Raw genomic sequence first — 15,476 nt, 5'->3', positions numbered from 1 at the left:
TCTGCTGTCGCTCCTGACGGTCCTGATTCTCCTGGTGGTGCGGCTGGAGGTGACGTCCGCACTCCGGGCGGAGCAGAGCAGGTACGGGCTGACCATTGCCCGCAATCTTGCCGACCGGATAGCCGATCAGGTGGTACAGGATGAGCCGTACCAGACCGAGGCGGCCATTTCCGCTTCACTGAAGAGCGACAGTGATCTGCACTACGCCTTTGTGATCGGGATGGACGGCAAGCTGTTCGCCCATACCTTCGGAACCGGCTATCCTGTCGGACTCACGGAATGGAACCCCACCGGAAACAAGGAAGAAACAGTCCAGTTGCTTGCCACGGAGGTCGGGACGATCCGTGATGTGGGGGTGAAAGTATTCAGTGGCCTTCCTGCTGAGCTGCATCTGGGGCTGAAAGAAACTCGTATTACCGTTACACAGGAACGGTTGCGCAACCGGATTGCTGTCGGCAGCGGCATCGCCATTTTAGGGGCACTGCTGTTTTCCCTTCTTCTTAACCGCTATCTTGCCCGACCCCTTAATCATTTGATAGCACATGGTGAAGCGCTGATACGCGGAGAATTCGGCAAGCGGGTCGGTCTTGCCGGCCACGGCGAACTTGGCGCCCTTGCCGCAACCTTTGATACCTTGTCGCAGGAGTTGGCTTCCTCCCGGCAACGGGCGCAGGAGACGATGCGCCAGATGTTGCGGACCGAGAAGCTGAGTGCGCTGGGGCAGCTTTCAGCAGGTTTGGCACATGAAATCCGCAATCCGCTGACCAGTATCAAGATACTCTTTCAGTCCTTTCTTGAAAGCTCTTCACCCACACGAAAAGACATTGAGGTCGTCCTGTCGGAAACCGAACGGATGGAGACCCTGCTCAAACAATTTCTTGCCTTCACCCATATTGAGGAAGCAACGCCTCAGGCTGTCGATCTGCCGGAAGTGACGCATCATGTTTTGTACATTTGCCGCTATCAGATGCGGATACAAGGAATAGAAGTTGCAACCGAGCTTGCAGCCATGCCACCGGTCTTGGCTGATCGGGCAATGATTGAACAGGTGCTGCTCAATCTGCTCATGAATGCCGTTGAAGCGATGCCGGAAGGAGGGGAGCTACATATCTCCGGCGGGATAACGGTGGACAACAGGGTTGAGATCAGGGTGCGTGACAGTGGCGGCGGCATCCCGGAAGCGATAAGGGACAAAATATTCGATCCGTTTTTCACGACAAAACCGGAAGGCACCGGACTGGGGTTGTCGGTTATTCATAACATAGTCGGGCATTTCGGCGGCACGATCGATTTTTGCTGTGACTCTACGGGCACGATGTTTGCTGTTTCTTTTCCCGTAGCATCAGATATGACTACCAAGAAAACCGGAGCAGCCAATGAACCATGATGAAACCGGACATATCCTGATTGTGGACGACCAGCAGGCCATCTGCTATGCCTTGCAACGCTTTCTGGTTTCCGAAGGCTTTGAAGTGGATACGGCCTCCAGTGGTGAAAAAGCCTTGAGCATGCTATCGCAACATCCTGTACATGTTGTGGTCATGGATATAGCCATGCCGGGTATGGACGGGCTTGCGACGCTGGCCAGGATCAAAGAAAGCTATCCGGCAGTGCAGGTTATTCTGATGACCGCCTTTAGTTCAACCGAGCGGGCCATTGAGGCGATGAAGCAGGGAGCCTTTGACTTCTTGCTCAAGCCGTTCGATAACGCACATCTGCTCAAGGTAATCAATGATGCGCTCCAGTCGGGGCGGATGCTTGCCGATCTGGTCTTTGATGGTCAGGAGCAAACCGATGGGGCTGAAGATCGGATTGTCGGTGCCAGCAGAAAGATGCTGGAGGTGTTCAAGCAGATCGGCAAGACAGCGCCAAGCGATACCACCGTGCTGATCCAGGGAGAAACGGGAACCGGCAAGGAACTTGTGGCGCGGGCGCTTTACAAGCACGGCCTGCGTACCCGCAAGCCGTTTCTGGCCATCAACTGTTCCGCTATTCCCGACACACTTTTGGAAAGTGAGCTGTTCGGTCATGAAAAAGGGGCGTTTACCGGCGCTACGGTCAGGCACCCCGGCAAATTCGAGCAATGCCACGGCGGCACCATCTTTCTGGATGAAATCGGCGATCTGCCGCTACCTTTGCAGGGCAAACTGCTGAGGGTTCTGCAAGACGGCAGTTTCCAGCGGGTTGGGGGCATTGAAACCTTGCGGGTTGATGTGCGTATTATCGCTGCCACCCATTGCGACCTTGCCGATATGGTCAGAAAGAAAAGTTTCAGGGAAGACCTGTTTTACCGGCTGAATGTCATCAGCATAGCCTTGCCGCCTCTGCGGGAACGGCAAGAGGATATCAGCGAACTGTGTGTCTATTTCATTCGTAAGTATAATCAACTTTTCAACAAGAATATTCGCAGCATTGCCTCGGAAAGTCTGGAGCGTCTCAGGAACCATACCTGGCCGGGCAATGTCCGCGAGCTTGAAAACGTCATCCAGAAGGCTGTGCTTCTGGCCACCGACAACTCCCTGGAACTGCTGCTTTCCGTTTCAGATGGTCATGCATGCTGTTTTCAATCGCTCCAGTCGTGCAACAGGCTGGTTGACGATTTTATCGAGCGTCTGTTTGCCAATAATCTGCCATGTAGTCTGCCGGATATTATTCAGCAGATTGAAACCGGCATGGTGACAAAATCGCTGTCCTTGACCGGTCAGAATCAGGTGCAGGCAGCCCGGTTGCTCGGTATTGCCCGCAATACCCTCCGCAAAAAACTGCTGGAAAGTTCTTCAGGTCTTCCTGAGTAACTGGTTCCGTTTTTTCTCCATGCGCCTGTGCAATGGCTGCACACCTGCGCAGGCGCTGCATAGGTGTGTCCCGTTCAACTATCTGTTATTATGATGAAAAAAATCGGCATGTTTCTTGATGGCGTAGTAAAGATTAATCTTTCAAAGGAGGAGTACACATGTCCAAACAGTACGGATTACTGGTGGATCTGCGCAGGTGCGTCGGTTGCACCTCGTGCCAGGTAAGTTGCAAGATGGAAAATGCCGTACCGATGGGTAAATTCCGCTCGAAAGTGGATTTTGCCGAAGAGGGGGCTTATCCTGATGCAAAACGTCATTTTTTCCCCAAATTATGCAACAACTGTGCAGAACCGCCCTGCATTGAGCCCTGCCCGGTAAAAGGAGCAACCTACAAGCGCGAGGATGGCGTTGTTATGGTGAACAGGGATCTCTGCATCGGCTGCGGCCGGTGCGTAAATGGATGTCCCTACGGTGCCCGCTATCTCCATCCGCATCTCCCGGTGAAAAACGATCCGAAACCTTTTGCCAAAAAGGTCAAGGAAGTCAGCGGCAAAACTGCCAAAGAACTTAGGATGGTGGACAAATGCGATTACTGTAGTCATCGTCTCGCCCAGGGAATCGAGGAGCCGGCCTGCGTCAGGAACTGCCCAGGTTTAGCGCGTATTTTCGGCGACTTGAACGATCCAAACAGCGAAATTGCCAAATTGGTCCGTGACAACAAGACGGAACTCTGGCACCCGGAATTTGACACCAAGCCGAAGAGTCCATATATCCTTCGCGATGCCAATCTGTTCAAACTTGCCGACGGCGATCTTAATAAATAAGGAGGGAATCCATGCAGATATCAAGAAGACTCTTTTTACAATATGCCGGTGCGCTGGCCGGGGCAACGGCTGTTACCCAGAGCGGCCTGCTCCACTTAAAAAAACTCTCTCCGGCCGAAGCTGAAGCTATGCAGGTTGAGATGGGAAAGTACACCGTCAAGTATACCGCTGATGCCATGTGCCCGGCTGAATGCGGCATGGAGATGTGGGTGAAGGACGGCAAGATCGCCAAAATTTACGGCAACAAGGCAGTGCCCATGAATGCCGGAACCTGCTGCGCCAAAGGAGCGGCAGGCCAGCAACTGGTCTATTCTCCCTATCGCCTGAAGTATCCAATGATCCGGGTCGGCGCCAGGGGGGAAGGAAAGTTCAAGCGGGTAAGTTGGGAAGAGGCGACCGACTATATCGCCGAAAAGCTGACCAAGATCAAGAAAAACTACGGGGCTGAATCGATAATTATGGACGCCGGCGACGTCACCGACCGCGACCAGTATCACCGGCTCTTCTTCGCCCTCGGCACACCCAACTGCGTGGAGCACGGCTCCATCTGTGACACGCCACGCCGCCATGGTCCCAAGCTGATGTTGGGTGGCAAGCGGATTGAGCCGGATATCATGCGACCGCAACTGGTGCGTCAACCTGATGGTTCGCTCAAACAGAACTATGAGTACAAGTCCAAGCTGATTATCTACAACGGCTGGAACCCTTTTGTCGCTACACGTATTTACTACGAACAGCGCGGCACCCTTGCTGCCCAGGTTGAGAATGGCTGCAAGGTGGTTGTAATTGACCCGTCTCTGAGCAATACGGCAGCCCGTGCCGATATGTGGTTGTCACCCCGCGCCGGCACCGACGGCGACCTGTTCGCCGCCATGCTGCGCTACATCCTTGAGAACGATAACCAAAACGATCCGAACCGGAAATACATCGATTGGAACATGAAAAAGTTCGTCAAGGGATGGGACGAGTTCATGGCGGAATTCAAGGTATGGTGGGGCAAGAAAGACCCGATCAACGGCTTGAGTTATTTCAGTACCGAATGGGCCGCCAACAGGACAGGTCTTGACAAAAAACAGATTGAAGATCTGTCACATCTGTTCGGCATTACCAAGCCGGCTGCACTGGTCTGGGGCATGCAGTCTCCTGGTCATCACTACAATGGCTACTGCTGCTCCATCATCGGTACGGTGCTGAACATCATTACCGGTAACTTTGATGCCCCCGGTGGTGCCATTGATACCGAACTGGTCAAGTCCGACAAGGGCGGCTCGGCCTCCGGCAAGCAATTCAAGGGCAAGAAGATTAAACGAATGATCGGCGGCAAGGAGGTTGAAGGCGAGGTTGAGCACCTGCATATGGACCTCTTCGGCAGCAAGTACCCAGCTGGATGGGATGATGTGGTGGCCGATTACCCCAATGCCTTCAAAGATGGCGTCGAGATCAAGTATGGTCCGTTCCGTGGCCACAAATACCCGATCAAGGCGTTCGTATTGCGCACCGGCAACGCTGTTTTGACCGGAAGTCGCCCTGATCGCTGGATAGATTCGCTGACGGCAAAGGATACAAAAGGTAACTACAAGGTTGAGTTGACGGTATTCATCGACTCACTCAATCTGGAGAGCGCCCTCTATGCAGACGTGATCCTGCCGGAGGCTAGTTATGCGGAGAGGATGAGTCTTTCAGACATCTATCCTTCCCATCAGGTAATCTATAACCGTGATGCGGTGATAGAGCCGCTGCACCAATCCAAGAAGCCGACCGATATCATGAACATGCTGGCAAAGAAGCTGGTGGATTATGGCGACAAGGATATCAAGGGTTCTGATTTCTGGGAAAAGTACAAGTCAGAAGAGGATTTTGTCAATGAGATGCTGGCGGTATCCCCCGGTCGCGTCAACGTCGGTACGCCGCTTCCGTATCCTCAATATCCGGAGGGATACAAGCTTATCGGCACACCGGAATCTCTGGAAAAAGGAGATGCATCTGTAGACAATGAGAAAAAGACGGTCAAGGGCAAGCCGGTGACCGTCCAGTGGTTGCGCAACAACAACGGCGTTGCCATCTGGCCGATGAGCTGGCATCGCTACAAGAAACACAATGCCGATGAGCCGAACAAGTTTTTCCCCAATACCTCCACCAAAATGATCGAGTTCGTGTTTGACTGGACCGAAGGCGGCAAGCGGTATGGCGGTTACAAATCGCATAACGAGAAGATCGAGAAGGCTGGCGGAGATGTACCGATGGGGTTGAAAGAGATCGGCTTTGCAAAATTCCCCACAACCTTCTTCTGGTTTGAGACCAAGTGGAACCCTTACACCAACCCTGCCTACCAGAAATATGCGAAGGATTATCCGTTCCAGTTGATTTGCGGTCGCATACACCAAAGCATGAGCGGCACCCAGATGGTGCCCTGGCTGGGTGAAGTCAAGGCTGAAGGCCATTGGCAACCGATGAACAACGAGTTTGAGTCAGAGGTTCCTGAGGCGATGCCGACCGGTAATGAACCGATGAAAACCATCAAGATGAAGTTCAAAAAGAATACGTACTCAGTTGCTACCATCTGGATGAACGATGATGACGCCAAGAAGCTGAAGATCAAGAATGGCGACCTCATTGTTGTGGAAAACCCTTTGGGTAAGTCAACCAAAGGCAAAGTGTTTGCTTCCGGTGGTATGCGACCGGGCATTGTCAAGATGGCCTTTGCTTCAGGCGGAAGGTTCAGCAAAGGGATGGGGCCTGCGTACGAAAGCAGGGGCTATACCCCGAGCCACAATGATCTGGTTGATCCGGATGCCTTGAGTCCGGTCATGGGTTTCCCGGCCTATGCCGATATGGTCGTGCGGGTAAAGAAGGCCTAAGCAACGTTGGTTAGCAGATGCTTCAAAGATGGCGGTGCCTGCCAAGAACAAGCAGGCACCGCTTTTTTACGATAATAAGGAGGATCTGTATGCAGGAATTACATGGAGAGATATTTGTTTACAACATGCTGGCCCGGATTTTTTACAGTGAACCAACTCTGGAACTTTTGCGTGAACTGGCAGCGATGAAACTACCATCGGAGACAGAAGCTGATGCTTCAAAGGGGATGCTTCAGATGGTTGAAGTGGCCCGTCTTCACAGCAACAACCTCGAAGAATTACAAGACGAACTTGCTATGGAATTTACCCGCCTGTTTCTTGGGCCAATCAAGCAGGTAGCAATTCCATATGCATCCTGGTATCTCTCGGAATCACATCAACTTATGACTGATGAAACTATCGATGTTAGGCGGAGATATCTTGAAGCCGGGATGGCGGTGAAGGATCTGTACAGTACTCCGGACGACCATATCAGTATTGAGCTTGAGTTTCTGAGCTATCTGGCCGGAGAGATGATTGCTGCCCATGAAACGGGGCAGCAGGAAATGTTGCAGGCGCTTGAAAACGCTAGGGGCGGGTTTATCAACGACCACATGAAACAGTGGGCTCCCGCATTTATTGCTACGATTACTGATTCTGATGCAAACAAGTTTTATAAAGGTGCGGCCCTGCTCCTTGATGAGGTTTTGATGATTGCCTGAGATGCAGAGAGATTTACTCATTATCCCCATTATCAGGACAAAGAAGGGATATGGTGAAGACGTTACACACAACGTTTGTCACTAGCCTGATTAACACCTCCTGTTGAATGTCACGTTGTTGTGGCATTTAACAGGAGGTTAACACGAGCAGTTATAAAAGGAGGCCTCTCATGTTTGGATTCGGAATGCCGGAGATGATTATTATACTTGTCATAGTCATGGTTGTGTTTGGGGCCGGTCGTCTGCCGGAGATTGGCGGAGCGGTGGGCAAGTCGATTCGTAATTTCAAGAAGGCGTCTGAAGGTAAGGACGAGATCGAAATCAAACCGAAAGAAAGCTGACCGGCTTTCTTTCGGCAGTTATAACATGCTGCATAAATGTTTTTTATTCTATCCCGCTGACCGACGACTCAGTTTTTCCGCTTAGTTTGTCCGACAAATAGGTTCACGCATGACTGAAAGCAAAACCATTCCCTTTATAGAACACCTAACCGAGCTGAGAAAAAGGCTGATCATCATCGTTGTGGCCGTGGTGATCGGCATGGGCGTGGCATGGAACTTTTCCGGCGCTATTCTGGAATTCGTGGAACGCCCGCTAACCGGCCGGACCTACCTGACCGAGATTAAGAAACTAGTATACCTCCAGGTCAAACAGCACGCTCCGGCGCTTTACAGGCACTACAAGCTGGAGCAGGAGATTTCAGCCCCACCGAAGAAGCACCTCCTTAACTACAGCGCACCTCTGGAGCCGTTCTTCATTCAGTGCAAGATTTCCATGCTGGCCGGTTTCATTCTGGTCCTGCCGGTTGTGTTCCACCAGTTGTGGCAATTTATCGCGCCTGGACTCACCCGTAAGGAACGACGTCTGGTCGTCCCTTTTGTCACCGCCGCTTCGCTCACTTTCTGTCTCGGGGCCATGTTCTTCCTTATTGTGATCTGGCCGGTGATCATCAATTTTTCACTCTCCTACGAGGCCGAGGGGTTGCAGAGTTGGTTTAACATCAGCGCCTACATCAACTTCTGCCTGCGCTTGATACTGGTTTTTGGCCTGATCTTCGAGCTTCCAATTCTGACTCTGATCCTGTCGCGTTTCGGGCTGGTCAGCTACCATATACTGGCCCCTAAGCGCAAATATGCCCTTCTGGCCAGTTCTATTGTATCTGCTTTCCACGCCGACTTGATCACTATGTTCGTCATTATGATTCCTATGTACCTGATGTATGAAATCAGCATCTGGGTGGCCCTGATCTTCGGAAAGAAGAAGGAACTCTCTCTGGAGCCTATTACAGTTTAACTTTGATAATTGTTTGGTAATTCACATGCAAGTCACCGTGAAATATGCGTGGTGAAACACGAAAAGGAGAAATTCCATGTTTGGAATCGGAATGCCGGAGTTGATAATAATTCTTGTTATTTTGGTGGTGATCGTTGGTCCGGGTAAATTACCGCAGCTTGGTTCCTCATTGGGCGGCGCGATTCGCGGCTTCAAGAAAGCAGCCGAAGGTGAACCGACGACCATCGAGACCGAGCAGCACAAAAATATTGAGGTTTAACGTGATTGCTATTGAAGAAGCACAACAGATTGTTTTGAGTCGCACAAGGTTTATGCCGATGGAGGACGTGCCGCTTTTGCAAGCTGCGGGGAGGGTTATTGCCGAAAACGTCCATGCCCCATGGGATATCCCCATGACGGACAATTCCGCTATGGATGGGTATGCTTTTTCCTCAACTACATCGGTTCGCGAACAGTGGGTAGTCGCTGGTTTCATTCCAGCGGGAAGTGAACAGACAACGCTGGTTGCTCCGGGTGAGGCAGTCAAGATCATGACCGGCGCTCCGATCCCGCCTGGATGCGATACGGTAGCTCCGATCGAGGAGGTGGAGCAGACCACTAACGGAATACGCCTGGTTGCCAAAGTTACATCGGGGGCTCACATCAGGAGACGGGGCGAGGATGTGCGGGCAAACGATCTTGTTGTCGCATCCGGATCGGTGCTTCGTCCCCAGGAAATTGGCTTGATGGTATCGCTTGGTAGAACTGAAGTCAAAGTCTATCGAAAAGTGCGAGTCGCCATTCTGGCCACCGGCGATGAACTGCTTGATGCGGGTTCAATCCCTGTATCCGGCAGAATCATCAACAGTAACAGTTACAGCTTGGCAGCGCAGGTGCTGGAAGTAGGAGGCGAGCCGATTTTGATCGGTGTCGCTGCAGACAGCGGAGAAGCAACCAGAGAGAAAATTCTTGAGGGGCTTCATGCTGATATTCTCATCACCACCGGCGGAGTGTCGGTCGGTGATCGAGATTTCGTCAAGGAATCCATACAGGCTTTGAGTGGGGAATTGCTCTTCTGGAAGGTGAATATGAAACCGGGAAAGCCTGTGGCATTTGCAATACTTGAGGAAAAACCGGTATTTGCCTTGCCAGGTAATCCGGTGGCGGCAATGGTTGCCTTCGAAATGTTCGTCCGTCCGGCCATGCTGAAGATGATGGGGCATACCCGCATCTTCAGGCCAGTAGTCAGGGCTAATTTGCTCGAAGAGATGAAGAACGGGGGGGGGCGTCCCCATCTTGTCAGGATGCAGGTTACACTGAAACATGGCGTCTACATGGCAACAAGTACCGGCAACCAGAGTTCCGCCAACCTGACATCTCTTACCCAGTGCAACGGTCTGATGAAGCTGGATGCGAACACTACTATTACATCTGGAAGTTCCGCTGAAATTACTCTGCTGGATCGCGGTTTCGAGATGGGGGAAACCGCATATGGCACTTCTTGATTCATACGGTAGGACTATAAATTACCTGCGTTTGTCCGTGACTGATCGCTGTAACCTGCGTTGTTTCTACTGCATGCCCAAGGAGGGCGTCGTAAAGAAGGGGCATGCAGCGGTGCTCAGTTATGAAGAGTTGCTACTGATTGCTGAAACCGCACTGGAGCTGGGCATCGAGAAGATCCGTATCACCGGCGGTGAGCCGCTGGTCCGAGCCGGAATTGTCAGTTTTCTGGGGAAACTATCTGCTATTCGCGGGCTGCGACATCTGGCCCTGACCACCAACGGTCTGTTGCTTGCAGAGATGGCGGCGGACCTGCACAAGGCTGGAGTGCAGCGACTGAACGTCAGCCTCGATTCCCTCAATCCCCAGACCTTCAGTGAGATTACCCGTGGCGGCGACCTGAAGCGGGTACTGTCCGGACTGGACGCCGCAGAGCAGGCCGGATTTCCTCCACCCAAGATCAATTGCGTTATTATGCGTGGGGTCAACGATGCTGAAATACTCGATTTTGCCGACAAGACCCTGTCGCACGGCAATTCAATCCGCTTCATAGAGTATATGCCTGCGGCTAAGGAAGATGACTGGCAGCGCTACTGCATCTCCGGTGAAGAAATCCTTGAGCAAATTGCTGAACGTTACACCCTGGAGCAGGTGGACAAGGGGCCGTTTGCCGGACCGTCACGGGATTTTCGCATCCCCGGTGCACGGGGCAGCATCGGCATCATCACCGCCGTGTCCGGTCATTTCTGCTGCGAATGCAACCGCATCCGGGTCACCTCCACCGGTCAGGCCAAGGGGTGTCTCTTCAGCGACGCAAAAACGGACCTGCTCCCCTGGCTGCGGCCACCGGATCGCGAAGGACTGGCCGAGGTGCTGAGGAGAATCGTTACCAGAAAACCGGAGCGCCATAATATCTCGCAGGATGGCTACACCCATAAGAATTTTACGATGTCGCAGGTAGGGGGATAACGAGATGGCTCAGGTACTGGCGGTCTGTATCAGCGAGAATAAAGGGGAGCGCAAGAAGCCGGTAGAATCGGTGGAAATGCGCGAGAACCATGGAATTGTCGGCGATGCCCATGCCGGTGACTGGCATCGCCAAGTGAGCCTGTTGGCACAGGAAAGCATCGACAAGATGCGAGTTCTGGGGCTGGATGTAACTGCCGGTGATTTTGCCGAGAACATCACTACCAGCGGCATTGACCTGGTCAAACTGCTGATCGGTACACGGTTACAGATCGGCGAAACTTTGCTGGAGGTAACCCAGATCGGCAAGGAGTGCCACACCCGCTGCGCCATCTTTTACCAGGCCGGCGACTGTGTCATGCCCAAGGAGGGCATTTTCACAAAAGTAATCACCGGTGGTATGGTACGACGCGAGGACGAAATAGTAATAAGTTGAATCGCTCTTCGACACTGCGCTACTAGAATACCGTCTATAATGTTGACTAACACTGCCAAAATGATTCGTAGTATTCAACAGATACTGGCAAATGCTGATTTTATGACCTTTCATTCCAGTAGTTTGCAACTCAGATTGCCGATTTACCCTTTAAGGGCATTACAAAGGTGCTGCCATACTGCTGGACAGCCTGGCGTAATGTCGTCGCCGTGCAAATTCACAATGTTTTCACATTTAGCTCATGCTCGTTTCACATTGATGTGTGATCCTCCATGCAACTACGCTAGCACGGAGGAACATCGTATGACAACAGGAATTAGTCAACTGGACATGATAGTCGGTGCCGGGCTTTTCACGGTTCTGCCGGTAATCTTCACCATGGGGCTCATGAGTGGTCTGAGCCCCTGTAGCATTCCTACAGTTGCACTGGTGGTTGGATATGTCAGCAAGGCGGATAATACGCGACGACTGCACGGGTTTCTGCTGGCCTTAAGTTTTGTGATGGGAATTGCGATCGTACTAACCGTTTTGGGTGGAATTTCAGGATATGCCGGTGGTCTGCTGCTGCAAAGCAAACTACTGTTTGCAAAAGGCTCCATCGGTATGAAAATTTTCCTAGGATCAGTTTGCTTTATTTTCATCATGCTAGGATTTTGGATGCTCAATCTGATCAATTTCAACGGAGTTAATCTGATGGAAAGGATTGGTGTACGACAACAAAGCGGCCCGGTCGGTGCCTTTTTGCTTGGCCTGCCGTTTGGCATTGCCGCCTCCCCCTGTACCCTCCCGGTGACTATTGCCGTTCTTATCTTTCTTGCGGCTAAGGGCAGCTTTGTGCTTGGCGCGCTGTTAATGTTCAGCTATGCAGCCGGACGCAGCATACCGATACTTCTGGCTGGGACATGTACCGGGTTTATCAAGGGGATCAGGAGGTTTGACAAGATCCAGTTTGTGATGGAAAAGATTGGTGGTTTGGTTATGATTACTATCGGGGTCTATTTCATTTTCAAGTCCATCCTTAAAATTGATCTGCTGAAAATGTTCTTCTAGTAGGAGTATGCATCATGCTCAAAAACTTTGCTGACTACGTTACTTTTTCCCTTTTTGGCCTGCTGAAGGGCAGCCAAACTGGTGAGGCCCTCAACTTCTTCATTTATGACACCCTGAAGATTTTCCTGCTGTTAACGACTATCATCTATGTTGTAGCGGTCATCCGCACATCATTTCCTCCAGAAAAGACCAAGCGCATGCTGTCTCACAAGCGGGAGTATGTGGGTAACATCCTGGCAGCTCTGCTGGGCATTGTGACCCCCTTCTGTTCTTGCTCGGCGGTTCCGCTCTTCATCGGTTTTGTTGAGTCGGGTGTACCGTTGGGCGTGACCTTCTCCTTCCTGATCTCCTCGCCGATGGTCAACGAGGTGGCACTTATCATGCTGTGGGGGCTGTTCGGCTGGAAGATTGCTCTTATCTACATCGGCACCGGCTTGGTCGTGGCGATTATCGCGGGTATCGTCATCGGCAAACTGAAGATGGAAAAGTACGTTCAGGATTATGTTTGGGAAATGCAAGTCGGAAATGCTGAAATTGTACAGATGAATTTCCGGGAGAAACTGAATTATGCCCGTGAATACACTCTGGATCTGCTGAAGAAGATCTGGCCTTATGTGGTGGTCGGGGTCGGCCTGGGGGCCTTCATCCACGGCTATGTACCGGCCGATTTTCTGGTGCGCTGGGCCGGGCGTGACAATCCCTTTGCCGTTCCAATTGCTGTTGCACTCGGGGTCCCGCTCTATTCTAACGCTGCTGGGGTAATTCCGATTGTGCATGCTCTTATGGAGAAGGGTATGGCAATAGGTACGGTGTTGGCTTTTATGATGGCGGTAACGGCACTGTCGCTGCCGGAGGCAATCATCCTTAAAAATGTGCTAAAGAACCGTCTCCTGGCGGTCTTTTTCGGCACAGTAGCGACGGCAATTGTCATCGTAGGTTATCTGTTCAATGCAATCCTGTAAAGATACCAACCGGTATGATATGTTTGTCGGCATTGAGGATAAAGTATGTCAGTAGCTGATTACATTCTTCTTATTGAAGACGATGCCACAATTGCCGAAGTAGTGACGGCCTACCTGGCCGAGGCGGGCTACCGGGTGAACCACTACGAACGTGGGCAAGAGGCGCTGGAGCATGCTCGGAATCAGCAACCCTTGCTGGTGGTACTCGATTTGTCACTCCCCGACATCCCCGGTGAACTGGTCTGCCAGGAACTGAAACGGTTGGGAGACTTCCCGGTCATCATGCTCACGGCCAAATCTTCCGAGGAACAGCGTCTGATCGGATTTTCGCTTGGCGCAGACGACTATGTGGTTAAGCCGTTCAGTGCCCGTGAACTGGTGTATCGGGTGAAAATAGCGCTCAGGCGTACTATCGACACCATACATGAAACTGCGACAGGAAAATTAAGCTTCAACAAGGGAGCGCTACTACTCGACCCTGAATGCTTTCACGCCATCGTATCCGGAAACCCTGTGGAACTCTCGGCAACAGAGTTCAAATTGCTTCTGCGGATCGCTGCAACTCCGGGCAAGGTCTTCAGCCGCGAGGAACTGCTGGAAAAAGTACTCGGGTACACATGCGACGGTTATGACCGCTGCATAGACGCCCATATCAAGAACATCCGCCACAAGATCGGCGACCGGCCGAAGAATCCGGTCTACATCGAGTCGGTGTACGGCGTGGGGTATCGCTTCAATGGCGTTAAAGATTCCTGATACTCTCTGGTCACGATTGTCGGCCCTGTTACTGCTGATAGCCCTGGCCGGTCTCTCCTCGGGTCTGCTGGTTCGTCAACTTATCGTCAACGACTTCCGTTCCTTTATGAGCGGTCGTATGGAGGATCGCAGCTATTGGGTCATGGCGCGGCTGGAGGGGAAATACGCCGAGACGGGTCGCTGGGATGCCGCCACGCTGGCCGACGACGTTGTCTGGGCATACATGATGGGACTGGCAGTCCGGGTCAGTGATACTAAAAAACATTCCGTGATCGATGTCCAACAAGCGGTCGAGCAGATGTCGCCACAAATGAAGAAAAGGGTGTTCTCCTATGCCAAAGGGGGTATTAAATGTGATTTTGGTACCGGCACGGCATATCCGCTCTTCCATAACGGCCAGGAGATTGGCCAACTGGAGATACTTTGCACCAATCCTGATAAAGACCTTGTTTTTGTGACCCGCAGTAACCGCCTGCTGCTCCTCTCCCTGTTGATTGTCGGCTCATTGACGATGCTATTGAGTATATTTCTCTCCCGCCGTATCACTCGCCCTGTCGAGCGGCTAACTGCTGCTGCCCAATCCCTGCGTGACGGTGACATGACCGTGCGAATCAAAGAAGAGGGAACGCGGGAATTCAGAACCATGGCCGACACCTTCAACCGGATGGCTGATGCCCTGGCCGCTCAGGAATTGCTCCGCAAAAGGCTGTTGACCAACGCAGCCCATGAGTTGCGCACACCGCTTACCGTCATGCGACTGCAGGTGGAGCAGATGGCTGACGGCATGGTCCCTGCCGACCAGAGACGACTCACCCTCCTCATGGGGGAGATGGACCGCTTTCGCGGCATTCTTGGTGCGCTGGACGATCTAAGCCAGGCCGAAGCGAGCGCGATGAACCTCAAAAAAGAGTCGATCCGGCTCCGGAGTTTTCTGGAACCGATTGTGGAGCGCTTTGTCTGTTCGGCTCAAGAGGTTGCCTTCACACTCGACGTTCCTGAGGAAATTACCATTGACGCCGATCCCGACCGTTTGAGTCAGATCATTCTCAATCTCATCAGCAACGCCGTCAAGGCTGTGGATGGGAACGGACGTATTGCGCTTCGGGCACGACGTAACGTGAATGGAGTTGTCATGAGCGTTGAAGACTCAGGAAGGGGGATTCGAGTAGAAGACCTTCCCTTCATATTCGAGCGTTTTTACCGGGGATTTCAGAGTGGGATGGGGGTTGGGTTGGCTATTGTCAAGCAACTTGTCGAAGCTCACGGTGGCACAATCACTGCCGCTAATAATTCGGGAGACGGTGCCTGTTTCCAAGTTTTTATTCCGGATTGATATTACTCAGACAGATAAAC

The 15,476-nt window shown here is 52.1% G+C and carries 15 protein-coding genes and 2 pseudogenes; all 17 read left to right on the top strand.

The genetic code is table 11. The annotated features are described in order from the left end of the window. Positions 1-34: 34 nt before the first annotated feature. The 17 genes and pseudogenes from GSVR_RS01390 to GSVR_RS01320 all read left to right on the top strand — a co-directional run bounded on the left by GSVR_RS01390 (position 35) and on the right by GSVR_RS01320 (position 15,456). The gene (locus tag GSVR_RS01390; RefSeq protein WP_173201951.1) at positions 35-1,387 is read left to right on the top strand and encodes an ATP-binding protein; all 1,353 of its coding nucleotides are present in this window, start codon (positions 35-37) and stop codon (positions 1,385-1,387) included. After that, complete coding sequence (locus GSVR_RS01385) at positions 1,377-2,795, top strand: sigma-54 dependent transcriptional regulator (RefSeq protein WP_173201952.1); 1,419 nt, start codon at positions 1,377-1,379, stop codon at positions 2,793-2,795. The genes GSVR_RS01390 and GSVR_RS01385 overlap by 11 nt, the downstream gene beginning before the upstream one ends. Before the next feature lie 158 nt (positions 2,796-2,953). Beyond that, positions 2,954-3,619: a 4Fe-4S dicluster domain-containing protein gene (locus GSVR_RS01380; protein ID WP_173201953.1), complete on the top strand. Its 666-nt coding sequence runs from the start codon at positions 2,954-2,956 to the stop codon at positions 3,617-3,619. Between the two features lie 11 nt (positions 3,620-3,630). Continuing rightward, positions 3,631-3,921 (top strand): annotated as a pseudogene (locus tag GSVR_RS22310) (twin-arginine translocation signal domain-containing protein); the annotation flags it as partial. Then, positions 3,922-5,394: pseudogene (locus tag GSVR_RS22305) on the top strand (molybdopterin-dependent oxidoreductase); the annotation flags it as partial. Next, a complete protein-coding gene (locus tag GSVR_RS22300) occupies positions 5,386-6,477 on the top strand; it encodes a molybdopterin dinucleotide binding domain-containing protein (protein ID WP_370552071.1) in 1,092 nt (363 codons plus the stop codon). The pseudogene GSVR_RS22305 and the gene GSVR_RS22300, both read left to right, overlap by 9 nt. Positions 6,478-6,566: 89 nt before the next feature. Continuing rightward, positions 6,567-7,178 carry a molecular chaperone gene (locus GSVR_RS01370; protein WP_173201955.1) on the top strand — a complete coding sequence of 204 codons (612 nt, stop codon included), beginning with the start codon at positions 6,567-6,569 and terminating at the stop codon, positions 7,176-7,178. A gap of 170 nt (positions 7,179-7,348) precedes the next feature. Further along, entirely contained in the window at positions 7,349-7,519 is a 171-nt protein-coding gene (locus tag GSVR_RS01365) for a twin-arginine translocase TatA/TatE family subunit (protein ID WP_173201956.1), read from the top strand. Positions 7,520-7,628: 109 nt separating this feature from the next. Further along, positions 7,629-8,471 (top strand): twin-arginine translocase subunit TatC, encoded by an 843-nt coding sequence (gene tatC / locus GSVR_RS01360; RefSeq protein WP_173201957.1) that lies wholly within the window; start codon positions 7,629-7,631, stop codon positions 8,469-8,471. Positions 8,472-8,547: 76 nt separating this feature from the next. Further along, positions 8,548-8,730, top strand: coding sequence for a twin-arginine translocase TatA/TatE family subunit (tatA, locus tag GSVR_RS01355; protein ID WP_173201958.1), 183 nt, complete (start codon positions 8,548-8,550; stop codon positions 8,728-8,730). Between the two features lies 1 nt (position 8,731). Next, complete coding sequence (gene glp, locus GSVR_RS01350; protein WP_173201959.1) at positions 8,732-9,955, top strand: gephyrin-like molybdotransferase Glp; 1,224 nt, start codon at positions 8,732-8,734, stop codon at positions 9,953-9,955. Further along, positions 9,942-10,922: a GTP 3',8-cyclase MoaA gene (gene moaA, locus GSVR_RS01345; protein ID WP_173201960.1), complete on the top strand. Its 981-nt coding sequence runs from the start codon at positions 9,942-9,944 to the stop codon at positions 10,920-10,922. The genes glp and moaA overlap by 14 nt, the downstream gene beginning before the upstream one ends. 4 nt (positions 10,923-10,926) lie before the next feature. Continuing rightward, on the top strand, positions 10,927-11,355 hold the full coding sequence (locus tag GSVR_RS01340; RefSeq protein WP_173201961.1) for an MOSC domain-containing protein: 429 nt from the start codon (positions 10,927-10,929) through the stop codon (positions 11,353-11,355). Positions 11,356-11,658: 303 nt separating this feature from the next. Further along, entirely contained in the window at positions 11,659-12,405 is a 747-nt protein-coding gene (locus GSVR_RS01335; protein WP_173201962.1) for a cytochrome c biogenesis CcdA family protein, read from the top strand. Between the two features lie 14 nt (positions 12,406-12,419). Further along, positions 12,420-13,367 (top strand): permease, encoded by a 948-nt coding sequence (locus GSVR_RS01330; protein ID WP_173201963.1) that lies wholly within the window; start codon positions 12,420-12,422, stop codon positions 13,365-13,367. A gap of 45 nt (positions 13,368-13,412) precedes the next feature. Then, a complete protein-coding gene (locus tag GSVR_RS01325; protein ID WP_173201964.1) occupies positions 13,413-14,123 on the top strand; it encodes a response regulator transcription factor in 711 nt (236 codons plus the stop codon). Then, complete coding sequence (locus tag GSVR_RS01320; RefSeq protein WP_173201965.1) at positions 14,104-15,456, top strand: HAMP domain-containing sensor histidine kinase; 1,353 nt, start codon at positions 14,104-14,106, stop codon at positions 15,454-15,456. The genes GSVR_RS01325 and GSVR_RS01320 overlap by 20 nt, the downstream gene beginning before the upstream one ends. Positions 15,457-15,476: the final 20 nt, after the last annotated feature.

Source organism: Geobacter sp. SVR (assembly GCF_016865365.1).
Taxonomy (GTDB): Bacteria; Desulfobacterota; Desulfuromonadia; order Geobacterales; family Pseudopelobacteraceae; genus Pelotalea.
The sequence above is the reverse complement of the archived record's forward strand: the minus strand, read 5'-3'. Positions and strand labels throughout refer to the sequence as shown.

What these genes read in the sequence shown, in the direction of transcription:
- GSVR_RS01380 (WP_173201953.1), top strand. Translation starts at nt 2,954, where the DNA reads ATGTCCAAACAGTACGGATTACTGGTGGATCTGCGCAGGTGCGTCGGT.
- GSVR_RS01365 (WP_173201956.1), top strand. Translation starts at nt 7,349, where the DNA reads ATGTTTGGATTCGGAATGCCGGAGATGATTATTATACTTGTCATAGTC.
- tatC (WP_173201957.1), top strand. Translation starts at nt 7,629, where the DNA reads ATGACTGAAAGCAAAACCATTCCCTTTATAGAACACCTAACCGAGCTG.
- GSVR_RS01370 (WP_173201955.1), top strand. Translation starts at nt 6,567, where the DNA reads ATGCAGGAATTACATGGAGAGATATTTGTTTACAACATGCTGGCCCGG.
- GSVR_RS01340 (WP_173201961.1), top strand. Translation starts at nt 10,927, where the DNA reads ATGGCTCAGGTACTGGCGGTCTGTATCAGCGAGAATAAAGGGGAGCGC.
- GSVR_RS01320 (WP_173201965.1), top strand. Translation starts at nt 14,104, where the DNA reads ATGGCGTTAAAGATTCCTGATACTCTCTGGTCACGATTGTCGGCCCTG.
- GSVR_RS01385 (WP_173201952.1), top strand. Translation starts at nt 1,377, where the DNA reads ATGAACCATGATGAAACCGGACATATCCTGATTGTGGACGACCAGCAG.
- moaA (WP_173201960.1), top strand. Translation starts at nt 9,942, where the DNA reads ATGGCACTTCTTGATTCATACGGTAGGACTATAAATTACCTGCGTTTG.
- GSVR_RS01330 (WP_173201963.1), top strand. Translation starts at nt 12,420, where the DNA reads ATGCTCAAAAACTTTGCTGACTACGTTACTTTTTCCCTTTTTGGCCTG.
- GSVR_RS01335 (WP_173201962.1), top strand. Translation starts at nt 11,659, where the DNA reads ATGACAACAGGAATTAGTCAACTGGACATGATAGTCGGTGCCGGGCTT.
- tatA (WP_173201958.1), top strand. Translation starts at nt 8,548, where the DNA reads ATGTTTGGAATCGGAATGCCGGAGTTGATAATAATTCTTGTTATTTTG.
- GSVR_RS01325 (WP_173201964.1), top strand. Translation starts at nt 13,413, where the DNA reads ATGTCAGTAGCTGATTACATTCTTCTTATTGAAGACGATGCCACAATT.
- GSVR_RS22300 (WP_370552071.1), top strand. Translation starts at nt 5,386, where the DNA reads ATGAACATGCTGGCAAAGAAGCTGGTGGATTATGGCGACAAGGATATC.